Source organism: Kosakonia oryzendophytica (assembly GCF_027886705.1).
GTDB lineage: Bacteria > Pseudomonadota > Gammaproteobacteria > Enterobacterales > Enterobacteriaceae > Kosakonia > Kosakonia oryzendophytica.
The window spans coordinates 1,418,451-1,439,368 of record NZ_CP115659.1; the positions used below are offsets into that span (position 1 = coordinate 1,418,451).

General features: G+C 55.5%; 18 protein-coding genes. 13 read left to right on the forward strand and 5 right to left on the reverse strand.

All coding sequences use genetic code 11. The features are described from left to right. Positions 1–77 precede the first annotated feature (77 nt). Entirely contained in the window at positions 78–1,778 is a 1,701-nt protein-coding gene (gene narQ / locus O9K67_RS06940) for a nitrate/nitrite two-component system sensor histidine kinase NarQ (RefSeq protein ID WP_061493773.1), read from the reverse strand. Positions 1,779–2,002: 224 nt separating this feature from the next. Here narQ and aegA point away from each other — a divergent pair, with 224 nt between their 5' ends. The 4 genes from aegA to O9K67_RS06960 all read left to right on the forward strand — a co-directional run bounded on the left by aegA (position 2,003) and on the right by O9K67_RS06960 (position 6,779). Further along, the gene (gene aegA, locus O9K67_RS06945) at positions 2,003–3,982 is read left to right on the forward strand and encodes a formate-dependent uric acid utilization protein AegA (protein WP_061493774.1); all 1,980 of its coding nucleotides are present in this window, start codon (positions 2,003–2,005) and stop codon (positions 3,980–3,982) included. 68 nt (positions 3,983–4,050) lie between these two features. Further along, positions 4,051–4,626, forward strand: a complete 576-nt coding sequence (gene nudK, locus O9K67_RS06950) for a GDP-mannose pyrophosphatase NudK (protein WP_061493775.1) — start codon at positions 4,051–4,053, stop codon at positions 4,624–4,626. A 121-nt stretch (positions 4,627–4,747) separates the two neighbouring features. Beyond that, positions 4,748–5,791: a DUF1176 domain-containing protein gene (locus tag O9K67_RS06955; RefSeq protein ID WP_061493776.1), complete on the forward strand. Its 1,044-nt coding sequence runs from the start codon at positions 4,748–4,750 to the stop codon at positions 5,789–5,791. A 49-nt stretch (positions 5,792–5,840) separates the two neighbouring features. Next, the gene (locus O9K67_RS06960; protein ID WP_061493777.1) at positions 5,841–6,779 is read left to right on the forward strand and encodes a hypothetical protein; all 939 of its coding nucleotides are present in this window, start codon (positions 5,841–5,843) and stop codon (positions 6,777–6,779) included. A gap of 43 nt (positions 6,780–6,822) precedes the next feature. On the opposite strand, the gene tkt is transcribed toward O9K67_RS06960, so the two are convergent. Beyond that, the gene (tkt, locus tag O9K67_RS06965; protein ID WP_061493778.1) at positions 6,823–8,817 is read right to left on the reverse strand and encodes a transketolase; all 1,995 of its coding nucleotides are present in this window, start codon (positions 8,815–8,817) and stop codon (positions 6,823–6,825) included. 21 nt (positions 8,818–8,838) lie between these two features. Continuing rightward, entirely contained in the window at positions 8,839–9,789 is a 951-nt protein-coding gene (gene tal / locus O9K67_RS06970) for a transaldolase (protein WP_061493779.1), read from the reverse strand. 280 nt (positions 9,790–10,069) lie between these two features. Here tal and maeB point away from each other — a divergent pair, with 280 nt between their 5' ends. Next, positions 10,070–12,349: an NADP-dependent oxaloacetate-decarboxylating malate dehydrogenase gene (gene maeB, locus O9K67_RS06975; RefSeq protein ID WP_061493780.1), complete on the forward strand. Its 2,280-nt coding sequence runs from the start codon at positions 10,070–10,072 to the stop codon at positions 12,347–12,349. Positions 12,350–12,410: 61 nt separating this feature from the next. On the opposite strand, the gene hemF is transcribed toward maeB, so the two are convergent. Beyond that, positions 12,411–13,313: an oxygen-dependent coproporphyrinogen oxidase gene (hemF, locus tag O9K67_RS06980; protein ID WP_061493781.1), complete on the reverse strand. Its 903-nt coding sequence runs from the start codon at positions 13,311–13,313 to the stop codon at positions 12,411–12,413. Continuing rightward, the gene (gene amiA, locus O9K67_RS06985; protein ID WP_061493782.1) at positions 13,313–14,185 is read right to left on the reverse strand and encodes an N-acetylmuramoyl-L-alanine amidase AmiA; all 873 of its coding nucleotides are present in this window, start codon (positions 14,183–14,185) and stop codon (positions 13,313–13,315) included. Before amiA ends, hemF begins: the two co-directional genes overlap by 1 nt. A 213-nt stretch (positions 14,186–14,398) precedes the next feature. On the opposite strand from amiA, the gene O9K67_RS06990 reads away from it, so the two are divergent. The 8 genes from O9K67_RS06990 to cysA all read left to right on the forward strand — a co-directional run bounded on the left by O9K67_RS06990 (position 14,399) and on the right by cysA (position 20,857). Beyond that, a complete protein-coding gene (locus O9K67_RS06990) occupies positions 14,399–14,824 on the forward strand; it encodes a GNAT family acetyltransferase (RefSeq protein WP_061493783.1) in 426 nt (141 codons plus the stop codon). Beyond that, positions 14,811–15,260: a DUF2919 domain-containing protein gene (locus tag O9K67_RS06995; RefSeq protein WP_061493784.1), complete on the forward strand. Its 450-nt coding sequence runs from the start codon at positions 14,811–14,813 to the stop codon at positions 15,258–15,260. The genes O9K67_RS06990 and O9K67_RS06995 overlap by 14 nt, the downstream gene beginning before the upstream one ends. 61 nt (positions 15,261–15,321) lie before the next feature. Then, positions 15,322–15,897, forward strand: coding sequence for an RpoE-regulated lipoprotein (locus tag O9K67_RS07000; RefSeq protein WP_061493785.1), 576 nt, complete (start codon positions 15,322–15,324; stop codon positions 15,895–15,897). Positions 15,898–15,989: 92 nt separating this feature from the next. Continuing rightward, a complete protein-coding gene (locus tag O9K67_RS07005; protein WP_061493786.1) occupies positions 15,990–16,889 on the forward strand; it encodes a Dyp-type peroxidase in 900 nt (299 codons plus the stop codon). A 159-nt stretch (positions 16,890–17,048) separates the two neighbouring features. Then, positions 17,049–18,065, forward strand: coding sequence for a sulfate ABC transporter substrate-binding protein (locus O9K67_RS07010; RefSeq protein ID WP_061493787.1), 1,017 nt, complete (start codon positions 17,049–17,051; stop codon positions 18,063–18,065). Further along, positions 18,065–18,898: a sulfate/thiosulfate ABC transporter permease CysT gene (cysT, locus tag O9K67_RS07015; protein ID WP_061493788.1), complete on the forward strand. Its 834-nt coding sequence runs from the start codon at positions 18,065–18,067 to the stop codon at positions 18,896–18,898. The genes O9K67_RS07010 and cysT overlap by 1 nt, the downstream gene beginning before the upstream one ends. Further along, entirely contained in the window at positions 18,898–19,773 is an 876-nt protein-coding gene (cysW, locus tag O9K67_RS07020; protein WP_061493789.1) for a sulfate/thiosulfate ABC transporter permease CysW, read from the forward strand. Before cysT ends, cysW begins: the two co-directional genes overlap by 1 nt. Further along, positions 19,763–20,857 carry a sulfate/thiosulfate ABC transporter ATP-binding protein CysA gene (cysA, locus tag O9K67_RS07025; RefSeq protein ID WP_061493790.1) on the forward strand — a complete coding sequence of 365 codons (1,095 nt, stop codon included), beginning with the start codon at positions 19,763–19,765 and terminating at the stop codon, positions 20,855–20,857. Before cysW ends, cysA begins: the two co-directional genes overlap by 11 nt. Positions 20,858–20,918 lie beyond the last annotated feature (61 nt).

Consider the following 20,918-nt stretch of genomic DNA (forward strand, 5'->3'; position numbering starts at 1 on the left):
CGGGTTAAGGCATAACTATGCAAAACGCGATTTAAGCAAAACTCCTTCCGCCAGATCATGTAATTCTATGCTTTTCTTTACATTGGTTGACGTTTTGGTTGGCCGGCATGCGGAAAGCGAAGCTGCACTTCCGTTCCGCCGCCCGACGGTGAAACAATATCCAGCGTGCCATTCAGTCTTTCTGCCCGCTCGTGCATGATGCTCAACCCATAATGTCCGTCTGGCTCCGCCGTGGTGCTCATACCTATGCCATTATCGCGAATATAGATGGAGTGCGCCCCATCGGGATCGGTGACGCAAGTGACGTTAATGTCGCTGGCACCGGAATGCTTGATGGCGTTGATAACTGCTTCGCGGATAATCTGCAGCACATTGATCTGCTGTTGAGCGTCCAGCGCCTGGGTTGGCAGGCGGCAATCCAGGCTTAGCTTCGCCTGAGTCTGGCTTTGCAGCAGATCCAGTGCTTCGCGCAACGCTGCGGTCAAATCACTCTGTTGTAGTGACAGACGGAAGGTGGTCAACAGCTCGCGCAACTGACGGTATGCGTTATTCAGCCCGCGAGAAAAATCATCAATGATGACATGTGCCGGTGCGTTTTCGTCCGGCACGGCGCGTTTCAGTAACGTTAACTGGATGCGTAAATACGAGAGCATCTGTGCCAGCGAATCGTGTAGCTCACGAGCAATCGTGGCGCGTTCCTCCATCAGTATCAATTGCTGATACTGTTTTTGCGCCTGATTGATATACAGCCCGCGCCCGAGAATGGTGGCGATACTGCGCATTAACGGTATAGAGGCATGCTGCTGTGCACTCTGCCAGCGCAACTCACCCAGAACGTTATCCTGCATATTCACTGGCAAACTGCCCAGCGGACGCTGCGGATCCTGTTTTCCCTGTTGCAGACACCAGTTATCATCCGTCACCAGCTCCAGATAACTGGCCGCCTCATGTTCATAGACAATACGCAGGACATGGCGCAGTGAGTGCACATCAAGCTGGCTGGTGTTGAGCGCCTGCGAGCACTGGTACATCACTTCCAGACGACGATGCGCGTCATGCAGGTCGCGGGTTTTTTCCTCGACGGAGGCTTCCAGCGAGCGATACAGCTTTAACAGCTCGCCGGACATCCGGTCGAATGTCGAGGCCAGCAGGCCCAGTTCGTTATCAAGGTGAATATTGAGTGGCGGGTAAGAAAAGTGCCCCTTCTGGATTTGCTGGCTGGCGGTCATCAACTGGCGGAGCGGTTTCACCACGTGCTGGCGGATGCGGTGCAGAGTGAAAAATACGAGGAGGAAAATCCCCGTTGCGCCCAGCAGTGAAATGATCACCACCAGTATCATTTTGCGTTCGGCATAGTGCTGAAGTGCCAGCACAAACAGATCGATGTTGCCGACGTAACCCTGAATATTCTGCTGATACCACTGCGTATCATGCTGCGCCAGCCGCGCATCCATCTGTTGCCAGCTATCGTGCAATTGCCCATAACGCTGTTGAACATCCTGCGGGATATACCAGTGATGAAGATGTTGCAGCACCGGCGAATTCAGCGTCTGTAGATAGCGCTGTCGGTGCCCGACCAGCTTGTCGGGATCGGCGCGCAGATCGTAGCCGAGACGATAGCTTTGCATACGCAATGATCCGGCAATGTTAATGGCTTCCGCATCGCGCAGGCTGCTGGCAAGGGTAATCAATGCGATACCTGTTGAGAGTAACGACAACAGGACAATATAGAAAAAGGCTTTGGCGAGACTGGATGACACAGGTCTTTTCACTGACACAGTCGCTGTTCCCGATTCCTGATGTTACGTGCGGCAAACGGCAGCACGAACGCCCATCGAATGAAATTAGTGTTCAGAAATCCTGAAATAAATTGATCTGCTACAAGTTCGTGACAAATAGATAACCTATCTGGGCAATTGTACATTGCCAGCGTGAAACTGCCCCGGTAAATACAATGCTCATATAAAAAACAGGGTTTATTAAACCAGAAAAGAAGGGTGCCATGAATCGCTTTATTATGGCGAATAGCCAGCAATGTATAGGATGTCGTGCCTGCGAAGTGGCGTGCGTAATGGCTCACAATGAAGAGCAGCATGTCGTCAGTCCGGCGCATTTTCATCCGCGCATTACGGTAATTAAACATCAGCAGCAGCGCAGCGCGGTGACCTGCCGCCACTGTGAAGCTGCACCCTGTGCCCGCAGTTGCCCGAACGGTGCGATCGGTCGTGTCGATGATGCCGTGCAGGTCGACCAGCAGAAGTGCATCGGCTGTAAGTCCTGCGTTGTCGCGTGCCCGTTCGGCACCCTGCAGGTCCTGGTAACGCCCATTGGCGAGGGGAGGGTGAAAGCCACCGCCCATAAATGCGATCTGTGCCGCGATCGGGCAGAGGGGCCGGCCTGTGCGCAAAACTGCCCGGCCAATGCATTGCAGCTCGTAAACGGCGATGCATTGTCGGAGATATCAAAAGCGCGTCGTTTGCGTGCGGCCAGCCATGAAGCGCAGCCGTGGCACAGCGTTGCAGCGCTGGTGCCAGCATTCGACGATCGCAAGGTGCGGCAAATGCGTAAAACACCGCCGCGCGGTGAGCCGGACAAACTGCCAGTGGCGGCGCGTAAAACCGGTTTCGACGAAATCTATCTGCCGTTTCATGCAGATCAGGCGCACCGCGAAGCGGAACGGTGCCTGACGTGCGGTGAACACAGCATATGCGAATGGACCTGCCCACTGCACAACCATATTCCGCAGTGGATTGAACGGGTAAAAGCGGGCGATATTGCCGCAGCGGTCGAGCTTTCCCATCAGACCAACTGTCTGCCGGAAATCACCGGCCGCGTCTGCCCGCAGGATCGCCTGTGCGAAGGGGCTTGCACAGTGCGCGACGAATACGGCGCGGTCACCATTGGCAATATCGAACGCTATATTTCCGATCAGGCATTGGCACAGGGCTGGCGGCCGGATTTACAACAGGTGCAGGCGGTGAACAAACGTGTGGCGATCATCGGGGCCGGACCGGCGGGACTGGCCTGCGCCGATGTGCTGGCGCGTCATGGCGTGAGCGCAACGGTTTTCGATCGCCACCCGGAAATCGGTGGGTTGCTGACCTTCGGTATTCCCGCCTTTAAGCTGGATAAATCGCTGCTGGCGCGTCGCCGGGAAATCTTCAGCGCAATGGGCATCCGTTTTGAACTGAACTGTGAAATTGGCAAAAACATCTCCCTCGATACGCTGCTGGATGAGTATGACGCCGTGTTTGTGGGGGTAGGAACCTACCGTTCAATGAAGGCCGGTTTGCCGAATGAAGATGCGCCAGGAGTTTACGATGCGCTGCCCTTCCTGGTTGCCAACACCAGGCACTTAATGGGGTTGCCGGATAGCGTTGAAGAGCCCTTTATCAACACTGAAGGACTGAATGTCGTGGTGCTGGGCGGCGGCGATACAGCGATGGATTGTGTGCGTACCTCGCTACGTCATGGTGCCAGCAAAGTCACTTGCGCCTATCGCCGCGACGAAGCCAACATGCCGGGTTCAAAGAAAGAGGTGAAAAACGCCCGCGAGGAAGGGGCAGAGTTTGAATTCAATGTGCAGCCAGTGAACCTGGAACTGGATAGCGAAGGTAAGGTGTGTGGCATCCGTTTACTGCGTACGCAACTCGGTGAACCGGACGCCAAAGGCCGTCGCCGTCCGGTGCCCATTGCTGACAGTGAATTTGTGATGCCTGCCGATGCGGTGATCATGGCGTTTGGCTTTAACCCGCATGCCATGCCGTGGCTGGAACGCCATGGGGTTCGCGTGGACGACTGGGGGCGGATTTCCGCCAGTGTCGACAGCACCTACCGTTATCAGACCAGCAACCCGAAAATTTTCGCCGGTGGCGATGCGGTACGCGGTGCCGATCTGGTGGTAACTGCGATGGCAGAAGGTCGCCATGCAGCGCAGGGCATGATGGACTGGCTGGGTGTAAAAGCACCGGGTAAACATTAACGCTCTTCGCGACAAAACAGGCTCCACGGCGTAGTATGACGCCAGATTGTTAGCGCTTTGGAGCCTGTATGTCGCTGAAAATTGAAGTTATCAAAGATAAACTCCTCTCTGAAAATTACTTTATCCTGCGCAATATTACCTACGATCTGACCCGTCAGAACGGCGAAGTCGTGCGTCATAAGCGCGAAGTCTACGATCGGGGTAATGGCGCCACGATCCTGTTGTATAACCGCGAAAAACAGAGCGTGGTGCTGATTCGTCAGTTCCGTATTGCCACATGGGTGAACGGCAATGAAGATGGGCGCTTAATTGAGTCTTGCGCTGGTTTACTGGATGACGATGAGCCGGAAGTTTGTATTCGCAAAGAGGCCATTGAAGAGACCGGTTACCAGGTTGGTGAGGTGCGTAAAGTCTTCGAACTCTATATGTCGCCGGGCGGCGTAACGGAAATTGTGCACTTTTTTATTGCGGAATACAGCGATGCACAACGCGCTAATTACGGCGGTGGCGTAGAAGATGAAGACATTGAAGTGCTGGAGTTGCCGTTCCATCAGGCGTTATCCATGATGGCAAACGGTGAGATACGCGACGGCAAGGCGGTGATTTTACTGCAATACTTACAATCATCAGGAATAATGGACTGAATTTTAAGGTTTTTTGTTCCATCTTTCGGATGAAGCTATCCGACAAATCCGATTGAGCCAGCGCCCCCGGAAACCGAAGATACGCACGTCGCGCTTCTCTTCTTCCGGGGTTGTACCATTCATGCGTTATCGCAGCTTATTCACCTTGCTCTGCGGTCTGTTTACCGCGCCTTTACTCCAGGCTGCGCCCGCACAGCAGACATTCTCCGACTGGCAGGTCACCTGCAATAACCAAAACTTTTGCGTTGCCCGTAACACCGGAATGCATGGCGGTCTGGTGATGACGCTTGACCGCAGTGCCGGGGCGCGCACCGATGCCGCACTGCGTATCGATCTTGGCGGTAAAGAAGCGCCGCCGGTAAAAGAGCCGCCGATTGCCGATCGCTTATTGCTGGATGAGCAGCCCCTGAAACTGACGGCGACACACTGGCAAATCTCCCCCTGGCATTTGATGACCGATAACGCCATTGGCATTACTGACTTCCTGAAAACGATTCAGGAAGGGCAGACCATCACGCTTGCGGGCAGTAAAGGCAAGATTTCGTTGTTGGGTCTTAAAGCCGCACTGCTGTTTATCGACACACAGCAAAAGCGTGTGGGGAGCGAAACCGCATGGATCAAGAAAGGCGATGAGCCACCGTTGAGTGTACCGCCCGCGCCTGCGTTAAAAGAGGTGGCGCTGGTGACGACGACGCCCGTACCGCTCACCCACCAGGAGCTGAATGATCTGCTGGATTATGCCAACTGGCGTATGAATAACACCCAGTGTTCGCTGGATCCTATGCGCCGCGAGGTGCGTGTCACCGCGCTGACGGACGATAAAGCTTTGCTGATGATTGATTGCGAAGCGGGTGCGTATAACACCGTCGAGCTGGCATGGCTGGTTTCGCGGGAAAAACCCTTCGCCTCACGCCCCGTACGTTTGCATCTGCCATTCACACCGGATAACGGTAATGACGAAATGGAGCTGATGAACGCCATGTTTGATGAGAAAACCCGGGAACTGACCACCTTGTCAAAAGGGCGTGGTCTGGCGGACTGCGGCGTAGCGAGCCGCTGGCGTTTTGATGGGCAGCGTTTTCGCCTGGTACGTTACGCCCAGGAGCCCACCTGCGATAACTGGCACGGCCCCGATGCCTGGCCGACGCTGTGGGTGACGCGATAAGCGTAAGTTATTTATAATCCTCCCGAATATTTTATCCGGGAAAGAGAGAATGAAGCACATATACGCCCACTGGATTGCCGCCTGTCTGCTATTCATCGCTGCCCTGCCTGCGCAGGCGGAGCTCAGTGCTGCCGACCGGCAGGAGATCACCCGGCAGGTTGAACGGTGGAATCACTATCTTAATGGCGAACAGAATGCCACCGGTAGCGATCTCTACGCCGCGCAGGTGCAGTGGTTTGGCCAGCCGCTTGCCAGTGACGCGGTACTGAACAAACAGCACGATTTTCAAACCCGTACGCCGCAATTTTCCCAGCGCATTATCAGCACCCTCGATATCGTCGACAATGAGGCAGGACAGGTGCTGGTGGAGTTTGTCAAACAGGCAGGCGTTGATGGCAAACAGGTCAAAAACTATCCCGCGCAGTTAATGTTCAAAAAAGAGGCCGGTGGCTGGCGCGTCAGTGGGGAAACGGATTTACTCACCCGGCTGAATCAAAAAGACACCGCCGTGGAAGGCCGTGTTGCCAAGGGCAAGTTTGACGGCGTCAATAAAGATATCGTCTGGCTTAGCGCCCGCGATCCGCAAAACGGCGGCAGTTGCGATATGGATGGCGACTGCCAGTGTTCTGTCTGGAGCAGCAACCCCGCTATTCAACCGGCTATTCTGCCGCAGTGTATTGGCGGCGGGGTGCAGGTGCTTTCGCAACTGGATGACAGCGGGCGCGACAGGGTGGTCATCTTCCCGGAGTGGTGGACCAGCGCCTGGCGGGTGGTGTATGTCTACGACATTCAGCAAGGGCAGTGGATTAAAGCCATTCCGTCGTTTCCGATGAACACCAATATGCAGGAAGAGGATGATGCCGCCACGCTGGTGAAGCGCGACCCGCAGCACAGCGGCAATGTGCTGGTGAAAAAAGCGCTCTGGGATGAGAAGCAGGAAGATATCATCACCCCGCAAAACAGCGAGGCATTGCAGGTGCTGAAATAAGATCACGCGCCAGCGAACAGTAAACGCTGGCGCGCCTTTGTGCTTATTTTTTCAGAACCGATTTGGCTTTCGCCACCACGTTTTCCACGGTAAAGCCGAAGTACGGGAACAGCTTATCCGCCGGGGCGGATTCACCGTAACCGGTCATGCCGACGATGGCACCTTTCAGGCCGACATATTTGTACCAGTAATCGGCTATCCCCGCTTCCACTGCCACACGTGCACTGACGTTTGATGGCAATACCGATTCGCGCCAGGCGTCATCCTGCGCATCGAAAATATCGGTTGAAGGCAGGGACACCACCTGCACCTGATGGCCTTCCGCACTGAGCTGTTCGGCCGCTTTCATGGTGATCTCCACCTCGGACCCGGTGGCGATCAGGATAAGATCCGGTGTGCCCTGGCACGCTTTCAGGATATAACCGCCACGGCTGATTGCCTCCACTTGCTCCGGCGTTCTCTCCATTTGCGCCAGGTTCTGGCGAGACAGGATCAACGCGGTCGGGCCGGTATGCCGCTCGATCGCCAGTTTCCAGCCGACGGCGGCTTCGACCTGGTCGCAGGGACGCCAGGTGCTGAAGTTTGGCGTCAGGCGCAGGCTGGCCAGTTGCTCCACCGCCTGGTGAGTCGGACCATCTTCCCCGAGCCCAATGGAGTCATGGGTATAGACCATGATTTGCCGCGCTTTCATCAGTGCTGCCATACGCGCTGCGTTACGGGCATATTCCACAAACATCAGGAATGTGGCGGTGTAAGGCACAAAACCACCGTGATGGGCAATGCCGTTAGCAATCGCCGTCATACCAAACTCACGTACGCCGTAATGGATATAGTTACCGGCGGGATCCTCTTTCAAGGAGGTGGAACCCGACCAGATGGTAAGATTACTGGGCGCGAGATCCGCCGAACCGCCGAGCAGCTCCGGCAACAATGGGCCATACGTGTTGAGGGCATTTTGCGAGGCTTTACGGGTGGCGATTTTTGCCGGATTGGCCTGCAATTCGTGAATCCACTGCTGGGTGGTTTTTTCCCAGGCTTCCGGCAATTCGCCGCGCATCCGACGCGTAAACTCAGCGGCCAGCTCCGGGTATGCTTTCGCCCAGGCCTCGCGTTTTTCATTCCAGACCTGCTGGGTTTTCGCACCACGCTCACGGGCATCCCATGCCTGATAAATCTCTTTCGGGATCTCAAACGGCGGGTAGTGCCAGCCCAGTTTCTGCCGGGTCAACGCGACTTCTTCTTCTCCAAGCGCCGCACCGTGCGACTCCTCTTTCCCTGCTTTATTCGGCGAACCAAAGCCGATAACCGTACGGCAGATAATCAGCGACGGTTTATCTTTCACGCTTTGCGCTTCCAGAATGGCTTTTTTCACTGCTTCCGGCGAATGGCCGTCGATATCGCCAATCACATGCCAGTTATAGGCTTCAAAGCGTTTGGCGGTGTCATCGGTAAACCAGCCTTCGGTTTCGCCATCAATAGAGATGCCATTGTGATCGTAAAAACCAATCAGTTTTCCGAGGCCCAGGGTGCCCGCCAGCGAGCTGACTTCATGAGAGATCCCTTCCATCAGGCAACCATCCCCCATAAACACATAGGTGTAGTGGTCGACAATGTCGTAGCCGGGACGGTTAAACTGCGCCGCCAGCGTACGTTCGGCAATCGCCAGCCCGACCGCATTTGCCAGCCCCTGACCCAGTGGGCCGGTGGTGGTTTCTACGCCCGGTGTATAACCAATTTCCGGGTGTCCCGGCGTCTTAGAGTGCAACTGGCGGAAGTTTTTCAGCTCATCAAGCGATAAATCGTAACCACTCAGATGCAGCAGGCTATACAACAGCATCGAGGCGTGGCCGTTGGAGAGAATAAAACGGTCGCGATCGTACCAAGTCGGGTCCGCCGGGTTATGGTGCAGAAAGTCGTTCCACAGCACTTCAGCGATATCCGCCATCCCCATTGGCGCACCAGGGTGGCCGGAATTGGCTTTTTGCACTGCGTCCATACTCAGGGCGCGAATGGCGTTAGCTAGCTCTCTACGGGACATAGTTCACTCCGTGGCAAAGGGTTAAAGTTTTGCGGCGATCAGATCTTCCAGTTTGCGTTGGTCTACGGCGAACTGGCGGATGCCATCCGCCAGTTTTTCCACCGCCATCGGATCCTGGTTGTGCTCCCAGCGGAACTCCGCTTCCGTAAGCGGTTCCGGGCGATGGAAGGTTTGCCGCGACGGCACCAGCTTGCGTTCAACCGTGCCTTCCTGCGCCTGCAACTCTTTCAGCAGCGCCGGGGAGATGGTCAGGCGGTCGCAGCCTGCCAGCGCAAGGATCTGCTCGGTGCGGCGGAAACTGGCGCCCATCACGATGGTGGTATAGCGATGTTGTTTGAAGTAGTCGTAGATGTTGCGCACCGACTTCACGCCGGGGTCTTCGTCCACCACATACGGGTCAAGCGGTTTGCGGTCGTTATACCAGTCATAAATACGCCCCACGAAAGGCGAGATAAGAAACACGCCCGCCTCGGCGCAGGCGCGCGCCTGCGCAAACGAAAACAGCAGCGTCAGGTTGCAGTTGATACCCTCTTTTTCCAGCGCTTCTGCTGCGCGGATCCCTTCCCATGTGGATGCCAGTTTGATCAGGATGCGTGACTTATCGATCCCCTGATCGTGATAGAGCTCCACCAGGCGGCGCGCTTTGGCGATGCTTTTTTCTTTATCGTAGGAGAGACGGGCATCGACTTCAGTCGATACGCGTCCCGGTATGCTTTTCAGAATTTCCGCACCAAAGTTAACCGCCAGTTTGTCGCTGGCTTCTGCCACTTGCTGCTCCTGGGTTTTACCGCGCGCTTTACCGTAGGCAATGGCGTCGTCAATCAGGTGGGAGAAGTGTGCCAGCCCGGCTGCTTTCAAAAGCAGGGAGGGATTGGTGGTGGCGTCTTCCGGCTGATAGTGGCGAATAGATTCGATGTCGCCACTGTCTGCCACCACGGTGGTGAATTGTTTCAGGCCGTCTAAATGATTCATGAAAATAACTCCTTTAAAAGCAAAGTGTTACTGGAGTGCTTTCGTTCGCACTTTTGTGAGGATGAGAGGTGCATAACAAAAAAGCATAGCAGACGGGCACCTGACCTGCCGTTAGTGACCGGTAACAAAAATGTGATGAATTGATAGCAACTTTGTTTATGGAATGACGAGATTTTGGCTATGTTCAAAGTTTGCCGCTGCTTCAGGGGCCATACTAGGCGGCGCATCGGGATCGTAATCACGCTTTATCACACTGAAAGCAACGTGAAAGGAACCTCAAATGGATGACCAGTTAAAACAAAGTGCCCTCGATTTCCACGAATTTCCTCGTCCGGGGAAAATTCAGGTGTCCCCGACCAAGCCTCTGGCCACCCAGCGCGACCTGGCGCTGGCGTATTCGCCGGGTGTTGCGGCGCCGTGCCTTGAGATCGAAAAAGATCCGCTGGCAGCCTACAAATACACCGCGCGCGGTAATCTGGTGGCGGTCGTGTCCAACGGTACCGCCGTGCTGGGGCTTGGCAACATTGGCGCGCTGGCCGGTAAACCGGTAATGGAAGGAAAAGGGGTGCTGTTCAAGAAATTCGCCGGTATTGACGTGTTTGATATCGAAGTCGACGAGCAGGATCCGGACAAACTTATCGATGTGGTTGCCGCGCTGGAACCGACGTTCGGCGGCATCAACCTGGAAGACATTAAAGCGCCGGAGTGCTTCTATATTGAAGCCAAATTACGCGAACGCATGAATATCCCCGTGTTTCATGACGATCAGCACGGCACAGCGATTATCAGCACCGCCGCTATTCTGAATGGCCTGCGCGTGGTAGAGAAAAACCTCTCTGATGTCCGCATGGTCGTTTCCGGCGCAGGCGCAGCCGCTATTGCTTGCATGAACCTGCTGGTGGCGCTTGGCATGCAGAAACACAACATTGTGGTCTGCGACTCGAAAGGGGTGATTTACAAAGGGCGTGAGCCGAATATGGCGGAAACCAAAGCCGCCTACGCGGTGGAGGATGACGGCAAACGCACGCTGGCGGATGTGGTGGCCGGTGCGGACATCTTCCTTGGCTGTTCCGGGCCGAAAGTGCTGACACCGGAAATGGTGAAAGAGATGGCGCGCCAGCCGTTGATCCTCGCGCTGGCTAATCCGGAACCGGAAATTTTGCCGGACCTGGCGAAAGCGGTACGCCCGGACGCCATTATCTGTACCGGGCGTTCTGACTATCCCAACCAGGTGAACAACGTGCTGTGCTTCCCGTTTATCTTCCGCGGTGCGCTGGATGTGGGCGCTACGGCGATTAACGAGGAGATGAAACTGGCGGCAGTCAACGCGATTGCGGAGCTGGCCCATGCCGAGCAAAGCGAAGTGGTGGCGTCTGCCTATGGCGATCAGGATCTGAGCTTTGGCCCGGATTACCTGATCCCGAAACCGTTCGATCCGCGCCTGATTGTGAAAATCGCACCGGCAGTGGCGAAAGCTGCGATGGTGTCCGGCGTGGCGACAAGACCGATTGCTGATTTCGATGCCTATGTCGATAAACTCACCGAGTTTGTCTACAAAACCAATCTGTTTATGAAACCGATCTTCGCCCAGGCCCGCAACGCGCCTAAACGTGTGGTACTGGCGGAAGGGGAAGAGCCGCGCGTACTGCATGCCACTCAGGAACTGGTGACGCTGGGGCTGGCAAAACCGATCCTTGTCGGGCGACCGGGCGTGATCGAGATGCGTATCCAGAAGCTGGGTTTGCAAATCCGCCCGGGTGTTGATTTTGAAATTGTGAACAACGAATCCGACCCGCGTTTTAAAGAGTACTGGATGGAGTACTTCACGATCATGAAACGACGGGGGATCACCCAGGAGCAGGCGCAACGTGCGGTGATCAGCAATACCACTGTGATTGGCGCCATCATGGTTCATCGCGGAGAGGCGGATGCGCTGATTTGCGGCACCATTGGTGATTACCACGAGCACTTTAGCGTGGTGCAGGAGATCTTCGGTTATCGCGATAACGTGCACACCGCCGGTGCGATGAATGCGTTGCTGCTGCCGAGTGGCAACACCTTTATTACGGATACCTACGTCAACGAAGATCCGAGCGCGGAACAGCTGGCAGAGATCACCTTGTTGGCGGCGGAAACGGTACGTCGATTCGGGATTGAACCGCGTGTGGCGCTGCTCTCTCACTCACAGTTTGGTTCCTCCAATGCCCCGGCGGCGGTGAAAATGCGCGATACGCTTGCGCTGGTGCGTAAACGTGCGCCGGAGCTGATGATTGACGGAGAAATGCACGGTGATGCCGCGCTGGATGAGGCTATCCGCCATGAACGTATGCCGGATAGCCCGTTGAAAGGGGCGGCGAATATCCTGATTATGCCGAACGTTGAGGCGGCGCGTATCAGCTATAACCTGTTGCGCGTCTCCAGTTCGGAAGGGGTCACCGTCGGGCCGGTGCTGATGGGGGTGGCGAAACCGGTGCATGTGCTGACGCCCATTGCTTCCGTTCGCCGTATCGTCAATATGGTCGCGCTGGCGGTCGTTGAAGCACAAACGCAGCCGCTGTGATGCGTTACGCCATCAGGTAATCCGTGCCTGATGGCGATTCCGTCTTATCCGGGCGGTAAAATTAAACCCACTCTCTGACTTTAATAAACTCACTGAGGGCGGCCTCCGGGCTGCCTTCTGCGGGGTGATAGTTGTATTCCCAGCGCACCAGCGGCGGCATTGACATCAGGATCGACTCGGTACGCCCGCCGGTTTGCAAACCGAACAACGTTCCGCGATCCCACACCAGATTAAACTCCACATACCGCCCGCGTCGGTAGAGCTGGAAATCCCGCTCGCGCTCGCCATAAGGGATGGCCTGGCGGCGTTCAACAATCGGCAAATAGGCGTCGGTGTAGCCTTTGCCCACGGCCTGCATAAAGGCGAAGCAGCGATCAAAATCCGGCGTGTTCAGATCGTCAAAAAACAGCCCGCCAATACCGCGCTGCTCATTGCGATGTTTGAGGTGGAAATAGTCATCACACCATTTTTTGTAACGCGGGTAGACTTCTTCACCAAACGGCAGGCAGAGGTCGCGCGCGGTGCGATGCCAGTGCTGCGCATCTTCCTCAAAACCGTAATAAGGGGTGAGATCGAAACCGCCACCAAACCACCATACTGGCTCCGCGCCGGGTTTCTCGGCAATAAAAAAGCGCACATTGGCATGGCTGGTGGGAACGTACGGGTTACGCGGGTGCACCACCAGTGAGACGCCCATCGCTTCAAAACTGCGCCCGGCCAGTTCAGGGCGGTGTGCGGTGGCAGAAGCGGGCATGGCATCGCCGTGCACATGAGAGAAGTTAACCCCGGCTTGTTCAAATACGCCGCCGTCGCGCAATACGCGGCTGCGCCCACCGCCGCCTTCCGCGCGCTGCCAGACGTCTTCGACAAACGCTGCGCCATCAATCGCCGAGAGCTGGCGGCAGATCTCATCCTGCAAGTTCAGCAGGGCGGTTTTTACCGGATGTACGTCGGGTGTGGTCATCAGCGTTTCTTCGTATGAGTTTTATGATTATCAAACCAGTTAAAGTAACTGAGTACGCCGTCGGCAATCGCGTTGGCGATCTTCTGACGAAACGCGGCAGTACCCAGCAGTTTCTCTTCCGCCGGGTTGGTGATAAACGACGTTTCCACCAGTACGGAAGGGATCGACGGTGATTTTAGCACCACAAATGCCGCCTGCTCTGTATTGCGGCTGTGCAAGCGGTGCACGGGTTTAATCTGTTTAAGGATATGCGAACCCAGCGTCAGGCTGTTTTTAATGGTGTCGGTCTGCACCAAATCGAACAGCACCTGTTGCAGCAGATGATCTTTATCCGTCGCTTTTTTCCCGGCGACTTCATCGGCGGCGTTCTCTTTGTCCGACAGGTATTTCGCCATCGCGCTACTGGCACCGCGATTAGAGAGGGCAAAAACGGATGCGCCCGCTGCGCTGGGGTTGGTAAAGCCGTCGGCGTGGATTGACATAAACAGGTCTGCGCCATGCTGATGGGCGATCTCAACGCGGTCGTATAACGGGATAAACGTATCGCCGGTGCGCGTCAGCCTTGCGTCAATGCCCTGGGCGCGAAGCTGGGCACGGACATTTTTGGCGATCGCCAGCACGACATGTTTCTCTTTGGAGCCATTATGACCAATGGCACCGGTATCAATCCCACCGTGACCCGGGTCGAGCATAACGATGCGCCTGGCTCCCGCTTTCTTTGCTTTTGGCTTGCTGTGGCCGGTGGTGGTTTTTAGCGGCGTCTCATCCTTTGCGATGGCGCGGGACATACCCGACAATGTCAGAGCTGCCAGACCTGCTTTCAGCAGCTGGCGGCGCGAGGTGAGTGTTTTTAAAGGTTTAAAAGTGCTCATACAGCCTGAGTTGTATTATCCGTGGTCCCTGGTGTTATATCGTATCGTGTTTGCCGTTACGACAGTCCGTAAGAACTATTGTTTTACTTTTCATTTCAATACGTGACAGAGTGACATTATGCCATTTTTCAATAGCGATCTCGCTGGATATTGGCTACGGCGGCGCTTAGGGCCATAATCGCTATTTTCACAGTTGAAAAGATGGGGCATACCATGGAGATACGCGTTTTTCGCCAGGAAGATTTCGAAGAAGTGATCACCTTGTGGGAGCGCTGTGGTCTGCTGCGGCCCTGGAACGATCCGGAAATGGATATTGAGCGCAAAGTGAATCACGACGTCAGTCTGTTTCTGGTAGCAGAAGTGGGCGGCGAAGTCGTCGGGACGGTAATGGGCGGCTATGACGGTCATCGCGGTTCTGCGTATTACCTGGGCGTGCATCCTGAGTTTCGCGGGCGTGGGATTGCGAACGCGCTGCTCAACCGGCTGGAGAAAAAATTGATTGCCCGTGGTTGCCCGAAAATTAACCTGATGGTGCGTGAAGAGAACGAGATGGTGATCGGCATGTATGAGCGGTTGGGCTATGAACACATGGACTCTGTGAGCCTGGGTAAGCGTTTGATTGAAGATGAAGAGTACTGAAATCCATCCCGCCGATTACGACAGTCATGGTCGTCTTAAGCTGCCTTTCCTGTTCTGGTGCGTGCTGTTTTTACAGGCCCGCACCTGGGTGCTGTTTGTCATGGCTGGCGCGTCACGCGGTCAGGGAGATGCGCTGTTAACACTCTTCTACCCCGATCACGATGATTTCTGGCTGGGATTGATCCCCGGCGTGCCTGCGGCGTTGGCGTTTGTACTGAGCGGTCGCCGCGAACAGGTTCCCCATCTCTGGCGCACAATCTATCCCTTATTATTGCTGGCGCAACTGGCGTTGTTGTTATGGCAACCCTGGCGTTGGTTAACCGGCGAGGCATTATCCGGCCCGGCAATAGCGCTGATGATTGCCGACGCTGTCTCCCTGTTATGGTTGGTGACAAACCGTCGCCTGCGTGCCTGTTTTTATGCCGATCCACATTGAATGGCACTTTTTGCCGTTCCCGGACTCCAACAGGCGTTAAATGAACAAGAAAGGAATGTGTATGAAATCCCTGCGTATGGTTGTTTGCGTCCTGCCGCTGGCGTTGGCGGGCTGTTCGACCCTCTCCTCCGTAAACTGGTCAGCAGCGTATCCATGGAACTGGTTTGGTTCTTCCGTTGAGGTGAGCGATAACGGCGTGGGTAACATCACGGCGGCTACACCGCTGACTGAACAGGCTATCAGCGACGCATTAAAGGGTGATTACCGTCTGCGCAGCGGCATGAAAACGGAGAATGGGGTGGTCGTGCGTTATTTCGAAGCGCTGAGAGATAACCAACTGGCGCTGGTGGTCAACGGTGAAAATGGCGCAGTCAGCCGCATTGACGTGCTGGACCACGATATTGCCAGCGACAAAGGCGTGAAAGTCGGTACGCCTTTCACTGATCTCTATGACAAAGCTTTCGGCAACTGCGTGAAAGCAACAGGCGACGACAGTGCTGGTGTGGAGTGCAAGGCACCGGGTAGCCAGCATATTAGCTATGTGTTCACCGGTGAGTGGAGCGGCCCGGAAGGGTTGATGCCCGCGGATGATGTCCTGAAAAACTGGAAAGTCAGTAAGCTTATCTGGCGTCGTTAATTTGATCGAATCGCGTCGGTCAGCGCTAAAAAACAGGTACAATGCCGCTATCAATGCCACGGATGCGTGGCATTATTTTTTCAGGAGGAGTGATGTCTCAGGTTCAGAGTGGCATTTTGCCAGAGCATTGCCGTGCGGCAATATGGATTGAAGCCAGCGTGAAAGGGGACACAGATGCCCTGCGCGCGGGCAGTAAAGCGTTCGCCGATAAGCTGGCGACATTTCAGATGACATTCCCGGACGCTAACCTTGGTGCGGTAGTTGCCTTCGGCAACACGGTGTGGCGTGCACTGAGTGGTGGGGAAGGGGCGGCAGAGCTGAAAGACTACCCCTCATATGGTAAAGGTCTGGCGCCAGCAACGCAGCACGATGTGCTGATTCATATTCTTTCCCTGCGTCATGACGTGAACTTCTCGGTGGCACAGGCTGCGCTGGACGCGTTTGGCGATGCGCTGGAAGTGAAAGAAGAGACGCACGGTTTCCGCTGGGTGGAAGATCGCGACTTGAGCGGTTTTGTCGACGGTACGGAAAACCCGTCAGGGGTTGAGAAACGCCGTGAAGTGGCGATTATTCAGGATGGCGTAGACGCTGGTGGCAGCTATGTGATGGTGCAGCGCTGGGAGCATAACCTCAAGCAGCTCAACCGCATGAGCGTGGGCGATCAGGAAATGATGATCGGCCGTACCAAAGAGGCCAATGAGGAGATCGACGGCGATGCGCGTCCGGTGACGTCTCATTTGACCCGTGTCGATCTGAAAGAAAATGGCAAGGGGTTGAAAATTGTTCGCCAGAGCCTGCCGTACGGTACGGCCAGCGGCACGCACGGTCTTTATTTCTGCAGCTACTGCGCCCGTCTTTATAACATCGAACAGCAACTGCTGAGCATGTTCGGCGATGCTGATGGCAAGCGCGACGCGATGCTGCGCTTTACCCGCCCGGTAACCGGGGGGTATTACTTCGCGCCGTCTCTGGATAGATTACTGGCGCTGTAAGCGCAAGGCCGGGCGGGGACATTTCGCCCGGCGTACTCCCTTCTGCTTATATTCTTTTCTGATTCCAAATCACCAATTGGTATATAAAACCGTTACTGTTTTCACACTCGTTATAAATAAACTGAAGGTCAGAGAGTCATCAGCTTATAAGGGTGCGCAATGGTCGTTAACTTACTCAAAAAAGGATATCTGACGCTGACAGCGTTGACGCTGTTTGCTGCGCAGGCGCAGGCGACGGAATTGCTTAACAGCTCATACGACGTATCGCGTGAGCTTTTTGCGGCCCTTAATACGCCATTTGAACAACAGTGGGCGAAAGATAATGCCGGCGACAAGCTGACGATCAAGCAGTCGCATGCGGGGTCGTCCAAGCAGGCGCTGGCTATTCTGCAAGGCCTGAAAGCCGATGTTGTGACCTACAACCAGGTCACCGATGTGCAAATCCTCCATGACAAAGGCAATCTGATCCCCGCGAACTGGCAGAGCCGTTTGCCGAATAATAGCTCACCGTTCTACTCCACCATGGCCTTCCTGGTGCGTAAAGGCAACCCGAAGAATATTCACGACTGGAACGATCTGGTGCGTGATGATGTGAAACTGATTTTCCCGAATCCGAAAACTTCCGGTAATGCGCGTTATACCTATCTGGCGGCCTGGGGTGCAGCGGATCAGGCTGACGGCGGCGATAAAGCCAAAACGCAGCAGTTTATGACCCGTTTTTTGAAAAACGTCGAAGTGTTTGATACGGGCGGTCGCGGCGCGACAACCACTTTTGTTGAACGCGGTCTTGGCGATGTACTGATCTCGTTTGAGTCGGAAGTCAATAACATCAGCAAGCAGTACGCGGCGCAAGGTTTTGAAGTGGTGGTGCCGAAAGTGAATATCCTCGCCGAATTTCCGGTGGCCTGGGTAGATAAAAACGTACAAGCCAATGGCACTGAAAAAGCGGCGAAAGCCTATCTGAACTGGCTCTATAGCCCGCAGGCACAAACTATCATCACCGATTACTACTACCGCGTGAACAACCCGGAAGTGATGGCAAAACTGAGTGACAAATTCCCGCAGACTACGTTGTTCCGCGTCGAAGACAAGTTCGGTAGCTGGCCGGAAGTCATGAAAACCCATTTTGCCAGCGGTGGCGAGCTGGATACGTTATTGGCGGCGGGGCGTAAGTGATGTTTGCAGGATCGGCTAAGCGTGTGTTGCCGGGCTTTGGTTTGAGCCTTGGCAGCAGCCTGTTTTTTGTTTGTCTGGTATTACTGCTGCCGTTGAGCGCACTGGTTATGCAACTGGCGCAAATGAGCTGGTCACAATATTGGGAAGTGGTCACCAACCCGCAAGTCGTGGCCGCGTACAAAGTGACGTTGCTTGCAGCGTTTGTCGCCTCGGCGTTTAACGGCGTGTTTGGGCTGCTGATGGCATGGATCCTTACCCGTTACCGTTTCCCCGGGCGCACGCTGCTGGATGCGCTCATCGACCTGCCCTTTGCATTGCCGACGGCGGTTGCCGGCCTGACGCTGGCGTCGCTGTTTTCGGTAAACGGTTTTTACGGTGAATGGCTGGCGACGTTCGATATCAAAGTGACCTATACCTGGCTGGGTATCGCGGTGGCAATGGCGTTTACCAGCATTCCGTTTGTGGTGCGTACCATCCAGCCGGTACTGGAAGAGCTTGGTCCGGAGTATGAAGAAGCGGCGGAAACCCTCGGCGCAACGCCCTGGCAGAGCTTCCGCAAAGTGGTGCTGCCGGAGCTGTCTCCGGCGCTGATGGCGGGTGTGGCTCTCTCTTTTACCCGCAGTCTGGGCGAGTTCGGTGCGGTGATTTTTATCGCCGGGAATATCGCCTGGAAGACGGAAGTGACCTCGCTGATGATTTTTGTCCGTTTGCAGGAGTTTGATTACCCCGCTGCCAGCGCGATTGCTTCCGTGATCCTCGCGGCTTCACTGCTGTTGCTGTTTTCCATCAATACCCTGCAAAGTCGCTTTGGCCAGCGTGTGGTAGGTCACTAATGGCGGAAATAACCGAATTGAAACGCTATGACAAACCTCAGGTGAACTGGGGGAAATGGTTGTTGATTGGCGCGGGCGTTCTGCTCTCGGCGTTCATTCTCGTCGTGCCGATGCTCTACATCTTTGTGAAGGCGTTCAGCCAGGGTCTGGTTCCGGTGCTCGAAAACCTGGCAAACGCTGACATGCTGCACGCGATCTGGCTGACAGTGCTGATTGCCTTAATCACCGTGCCGGTGAATCTGGTGTTCGGTACACTGCTGGCCTGGCTGGTCACCCGTTTTAACTTCCCTGGCCGTCAGTTGTTACTGACGTTGCTGGATATTCCCTTTGCGGTTTCGCCGGTGGTAGCGGGGCTGATGTATCTGCTGTTTTATGGCTCCAACGGCCCGCTTGGTGGCTGGCTGGATGCGCATAATCTGCAAATTATGTTTGCCTGGCCGGGCATGGTGCTGGTCAGCGTGTTTGTCACCTGTCCGTTTGTGGTGCGTGAACTGGTGCCGGTGATGCTCAGTCAGGGCAGCCAGGAAGATGAGGCGGCCATTCTGCTTGGCGCCTCCGGCTGGCAGATGTTTAAGCGCGTGACGTTGCCGAATATTCGCTGGGCGCTGCTGTACGGTGTCGTGCTGACCAATGCTCGTGCGATTGGCGAGTTTGGCGCGGTGTCGGTGGTGTCCGGCTCCATTCGTGGGGAAACGCTGTCACTGCCGCTGCAAATTGAATTACTGGAGCAGGATTACAACACAGTGGGGTCTTTTACCGCTGCTGCCCTGCTGACACTGATGGCTATTTTGACGTTGTTTTTGAAGAGTGCGTTGCAGTGGCGTTTGAACAACCAGGAAAAACGCCAGCAACAGGAGGGAAATCATGAGCATTGAGATTGCCAATATTAAGAAATCTTTTGGTCGCACCCAGGTGCTGAATGATATCTCTCTGGATATCCCTTCCGGGCAAATGGTTGCACTGTTGGGGCCATCCGGTTCCGGTAAAACCACCTTGCTGCGCATTATCGCCGGGCTGGAGCACCAGACCAGCGGCCGCATTCGCTTCCACGGGACAGACGTCAGCCGTCTGCACGCCCGCGAGCGTCGCGTGGGGTTTGTGTTTCAACACTATGCGCTGTTCCGCCATATGACGGTCTTCGACAATATCGCGTTTGGCCTGACGGTGTTGCCTAAGCGCGAGCGTCCAAATGCAGCGGCGATCAAAGTCAAAGTGACGCAATTGCTGGAAATGGTGCAACTGGCACATCTGGCGGATCGTTACCCGGCGCAACTCTCCGGCGGTCAGAAACAGCGCGTCGCGCTGGCCCGCGCACTGGCGGTAGAGCCGCAAATCCTGCTGCTGGATGAACCTTTCGGCGCGCTCGACGCCCAGGTGCGTAAAGAGTTGCGCCGCTGGCTGCGTCAGTTACATGAAGAGCTGAAATTCACCAGCGTGTTTGTTACCCATGATCAGGAAGAGGCAACGGAAGTGGCCGATCGTGTGGTGGTGATGAGCCAGGGAAATATTGAGCAGGCGGATGCACCGGATCAGGTGTGGCGCGAACCGGCGACCCGCTTTGTGCTGGAGTTTATGGGGGAAGTGAACCGCCTGCGAGGAATGGTCCGCGGTGGGCAGTTCCATGTGGGTGCGCATCGCTGGCCGTTGGGTTATACGCCTGCGTATCAGGGGGAGGTCGATCTGTTCCTGCGCCCGTGGGAAGTGGACGTCAGCCGTCGCACCAGCCTTGATTCTCCGTTGCCGGTACAGGTGCTGGAAGCCAGCCCGAAAGGGCACTATACGCAATTGGTTGTGCAGCCATTAGGCTGGAGCCCGGAACCGCTAACGGTTGTGATGCGTGATGAGCCAGCGCCGCACCGCGGTGAACGCCTGTTCGTGGGGTTACAAAACGCCCGCCTGTATAACGGTAATGAACGGATTGAAGCCCCGCAGGCGCTTGCTCTGGCGGAGTCCGCCTGATAGGTTAGTGAGCATGTCTATCGCCCGGTGGCGCTTTGCTTACCGGGCCTACAATCTCTGC

Bases quoted from the DNA above. Each gene is read 5' to 3' on its own strand.
- nudK (WP_061493775.1), top strand. From the start codon at position 4,051: ATGTCGCTGAAAATTGAAGTTATCAAAGATAAACTCCTCTCTGAAAAT.
- O9K67_RS06995 (WP_061493784.1), top strand. From the start codon at position 14,811: ATGAAGAGTACTGAAATCCATCCCGCCGATTACGACAGTCATGGTCGT.
- O9K67_RS07005 (WP_061493786.1), top strand. From the start codon at position 15,990: ATGTCTCAGGTTCAGAGTGGCATTTTGCCAGAGCATTGCCGTGCGGCA.
- amiA (WP_061493782.1), bottom strand. From the start codon at position 14,185: ATGAGCACTTTTAAACCTTTAAAAACACTCACCTCGCGCCGCCAGCTG.
- hemF (WP_061493781.1), bottom strand. From the start codon at position 13,313: ATGACCACACCCGACGTACATCCGGTAAAAACCGCCCTGCTGAACTTG.
- cysW (WP_061493789.1), top strand. From the start codon at position 18,898: ATGGCGGAAATAACCGAATTGAAACGCTATGACAAACCTCAGGTGAAC.
- O9K67_RS07010 (WP_061493787.1), top strand. From the start codon at position 17,049: ATGGTCGTTAACTTACTCAAAAAAGGATATCTGACGCTGACAGCGTTG.
- tkt (WP_061493778.1), bottom strand. From the start codon at position 8,817: ATGTCCCGTAGAGAGCTAGCTAACGCCATTCGCGCCCTGAGTATGGAC.
- cysA (WP_061493790.1), top strand. From the start codon at position 19,763: ATGAGCATTGAGATTGCCAATATTAAGAAATCTTTTGGTCGCACCCAG.
- maeB (WP_061493780.1), top strand. From the start codon at position 10,070: ATGGATGACCAGTTAAAACAAAGTGCCCTCGATTTCCACGAATTTCCT.
- aegA (WP_061493774.1), top strand. From the start codon at position 2,003: ATGAATCGCTTTATTATGGCGAATAGCCAGCAATGTATAGGATGTCGT.
- cysT (WP_061493788.1), top strand. From the start codon at position 18,065: ATGTTTGCAGGATCGGCTAAGCGTGTGTTGCCGGGCTTTGGTTTGAGC.
- O9K67_RS07000 (WP_061493785.1), top strand. From the start codon at position 15,322: ATGAAATCCCTGCGTATGGTTGTTTGCGTCCTGCCGCTGGCGTTGGCG.
- O9K67_RS06955 (WP_061493776.1), top strand. From the start codon at position 4,748: ATGCGTTATCGCAGCTTATTCACCTTGCTCTGCGGTCTGTTTACCGCG.
- O9K67_RS06960 (WP_061493777.1), top strand. From the start codon at position 5,841: ATGAAGCACATATACGCCCACTGGATTGCCGCCTGTCTGCTATTCATC.
- O9K67_RS06990 (WP_061493783.1), top strand. From the start codon at position 14,399: ATGGAGATACGCGTTTTTCGCCAGGAAGATTTCGAAGAAGTGATCACC.
- tal (WP_061493779.1), bottom strand. From the start codon at position 9,789: ATGAATCATTTAGACGGCCTGAAACAATTCACCACCGTGGTGGCAGAC.